Origin of the sequence: Deinococcus sp. (assembly GCF_018260405.1) — a bacterium.
Taxonomy (GTDB): Bacteria; Deinococcota; Deinococci; order Deinococcales; family Deinococcaceae; genus Deinococcus.
This window is the reverse complement of record NZ_JAGLBG010000156.1, coordinates 1-3,436: the sequence shown is the minus strand read 5'-3', so window position 1 is coordinate 3,436 and position 3,436 is coordinate 1. Positions and strand designations below refer to the sequence as shown.

Genomic DNA, 3,436 nt, shown 5'->3' with positions numbered 1-3,436 from the left:
CTGCTCCAGCGATTGTGCGCCTGATGAAGAGGGCAGCATGGATACTCCGACGATATGGGCCTCAGACAGCCTCTTACGCCGCCCTCAGCCGAGGCGCAGGCGGAATCTGCCCTGTGGGAACAATCTAAGCAGCTTGCCAAACAGGGGTTTATCCGCCTCTCGCCGCGCCGCCCGGACGGTTCGCTGTGGCTGCCACCCGCGCTGGAGCGTTTCCGCGCCGAGTTGCGCCAGCTGGAGCGGCCCGTGGTGCGCCCGTATGTCCGCGCAGGCCAACCCGCGCCCTGGGACAGCAAATTTGGCGGTGTGCCTTACCGGCCAAAAGGGGCGGCGTGGCCCGACGGAAGCGCCGGACAGCCGCTGCACTTTCTGGCCCAGATTGACTTGGGGCAGGCGAATAAGGATGGAGTATTGCCCGATTTGCCACGTCAGGGTCTGTTGCAGTTTTTTCTGGGCTATGGCTGCCCCGGCGTGCAGAGTCCGGAGGGCGGCAGCGGTGACGTGCAGGTGATGTACTGGCCCCGAGTGATAAGGGACGCCTCGGCACTGGCCCACGACACCCCTGATTTTAGCGACGACTACGACATTGACCAGATGTTCAACCCGCCCGAACACGCGCTGGGCTTTGTGCGCGACAGCGAGATTCCCTCATCGCTGGACGCGCTGCTGAAATTTGCCGAACCCGGACACGCGCCTAGCGGCGTGGGCGAGGACTACCAGCAGGCCGAAAATAAGAGCAAAGTGCAGCCCAACGGCCACCGCCTGCGCGGTTATCCGATGGTGATTAACGCCTATTTCCCGCCCGCCGAGGACTGACGACTGCTCTTTCAGTTTGACGGCGACGATTACGGCGGGCAGATGTATGGCGGGTCTGGCGGCTTAGGCGGCTGGCTGGGCTTTTTTGTGCGCGGCAGCGACCTGCAAAAGCTGGACTTTACGCGGGTGCGACTCGAAATGGACGCCTTCTGATATGGACTGCCGTCTGTTGGGTTAACAATCCGCCCAGGCACCGGGGTGCCAACCCTGCGCCCGACCGTCCTGCCTGCCCGCACTCGCTTTCCGGCGCGGCTCTACCAGTCCGCCCAGGTTAAGCCGTTTTTGCACACCTTTCAGCCGGAGTGGGTGTGAGCCTTAACATCAACCAAATATGCCCCTGACTGTGCTGGGCGTATCATTTTCAGGGTAGGCGCCGGGTGGTCTGGAACCGGTTCCGAGTGCCGGAGGTTTCACTATGAAAATCGGAATGATTGGACTGGGCAAGATGGGCGGCAACATGGTGATTCGCCTGAAAAACGGTGGGCAAGACGTGGTGGGCTTTGACCGCAGCCAGGAGGCGATTGACCACCTGAGCGCCCAGGGTATCGCCGCCGAAGCGATGACCACCGATATGGACAGGTTTATCACGCTGCTGGGTCAGCCCGGCGAGCGGGCCGTGTGGGTGATGGTTCCGGCGGGCCAGATTACCCAGTCGGTCATCGACGACCTCGCCGACCGGCTGGCCCCTGGCGACGTGATTATCGACGGCGGCAACAGCAACTTTCACGATACCCAGCGCCGGGGTGAAGTGCTGGCGGCCAAGGGGCTGCACTTTGTAGACGTGGGCACGTCGGGCGGCGTGTGGGGCATCACCGAGGGCTACGGCATGATGGTGGGCGGCCCCAACGACGGCGTGGCAAGGATTCGCCCGGCGCTGGAAGCCCTGGCCCCCGCACCCGACAAGGGCTGGGGCCACGTCGGGCCAAGCGGCAGCGGCCACTACGTCAAGATGGTGCATAACGGCATCGAGTACGGCATGATGCAGGCTTACGCCGAGGGCTTTGAAGTGATGAAGGCGCACAAAACCTTCAACCTGGACATGGCCCAGATTGCCGAGATGTGGCGGCACGGCACCGTGATTCGCTCGTGGCTGCTTGACCTGACCGCCGAGGCGCTGAACAACTCCGCCGACTTCGACAGCCTGTCTGACTACGTGGCCGACAGTGGCGAGGGCCGCTGGACGATTATCGACAGCATCGAACTGGGCGTGCCGACTCCGGTGATTACTCTGGCGACCCAGATGCGCTTTCGCAGCCAGCAAGAGGTCAGCTTTCAGGGCCAGATGCTCTCGGCCATGCGCCGCGCCTTCGGTGGTCACGCGGTCAAGACATTGGAAGCCAACAGGCAAGAAGGCGTGGTGCCTGCCGTAAAACCCGGCGAAGACCCCAGCGCCGCCGCCCCGGAGAATATCCCCGCCGCCGCCGCGCAGGCCAGCAGCGACAAGAGCGGCGCCCAGGAACTTGGTGAAAGCGGCCAGCAGCGCGTGACCGGCGACCAGAAGGCCAGCCAGTGACTAAAGGTAAATCTGGGACCAAAGGCAAATCTGTGAGCAGTGAAAAGGCGGCCACGCCTGCAAACCCGCAAACGGCTAAGGCCAGCACCAAAGCAGCAGCCAAAGCGCCTGCCAAGGCCGCTAAAGCCGCCGCCAATGCTCAAAAGGCCGCCTCACAAGCCGCAGGCCACTCCAAAAAAACCCGCCAGCGCGTTCCCCATAGTAGCGACGCTGGGGCCGACGGCCAGAACCCCTTCCGCGCCCTGATGCGCCGCAGCCGCGCCCCCGAACCCGCCACGCTGGTGATTTTCGGGGCGACTGGCGATCTCGCCAAGCGCAAGCTGCTGCCCGCCGTGTTCGGGCTGTGGCAAGACGGGATGCTGGGCAGCGCCTTTAACATCGTGGGGGTGGGCCGCCAGGAACTGAGCGATGAGGAATTCAAGGACATGGCGATTGCGGCCCTAAAGGAAAGCAAAGAGACCGACACGCCCAAGCCCGGCAGCCTGGAAAAGTTCCGTGAGCTGCTGTACTACGAGGGCGGCGACTTCAGCGCCGACGAGATTTACCACAGGGTCAGCGAGGAACTCGACCGCGCTGGAGACGCGCATGGCGGGCGCAAAAACGCGCTGTTTTACCTCTCGGTGCCGCCCAGCCTGTTTCAGCCCATCAGCGACGGCCTGGGGCGTACTAAGTTGCAAAACCAGTCTGAAGGCTGGCGCAGAATCGTCATCGAAAAACCCTTCGGGCGCAATCTGGCCTCGGCACGGGAACTGAACGACGCCATTCATACCGTCTGGGACGAGTCGCAGGTCTACCGCATCGACCATTATCTGGGCAAAGAGACGGTGCAAAACCTGATGGCGATTCGCTTCGGCAACGCCATTTTCGAGCCGCTGTGGAACCGGGGTTATGTAGACCACGTCCAGATTACCGCCTCCGAGGATTTGGGTCTGGAGGGCCGCGCCGGGTACTACGAGGAGGCCGGGGTGGTGCGCGACATGCTGCAAAACCACCTGATGCAGCTGTTTGCCCTGACCGCCATGGAAGCGCCCGCTGCCTTCGACGCCGACGCCATTCGCGACGAAAAGGTCAAGGTGCTGCGGGCGGTCAAGGCCATTCCCAAAAGCCGCG

1 protein-coding gene and 2 pseudogenes are annotated in these 3,436 nt (G+C 63.1%); all 3 read left to right on the top strand.

The window, feature by feature from the left end; all coding sequences use genetic code 11:
* Positions 1-54: 54 nt before the first annotated feature.
* A pseudogene (locus QZ269_RS12460) lies at positions 55-966 on the top strand (DUF1963 domain-containing protein).
* A 262-nt stretch (positions 967-1,228) separates the two neighbouring features.
* Positions 1,229-2,326 carry a phosphogluconate dehydrogenase (NAD(+)-dependent, decarboxylating) gene (gene gnd / locus QZ269_RS12455; protein ID WP_291427027.1) on the top strand — a complete coding sequence of 366 codons (1,098 nt, stop codon included), beginning with the start codon at positions 1,229-1,231 and terminating at the stop codon, positions 2,324-2,326.
* Between the two features lie 32 nt (positions 2,327-2,358).
* Positions 2,359-3,436 (top strand): annotated as a pseudogene (locus QZ269_RS12450) (glucose-6-phosphate dehydrogenase); the annotation flags it as partial.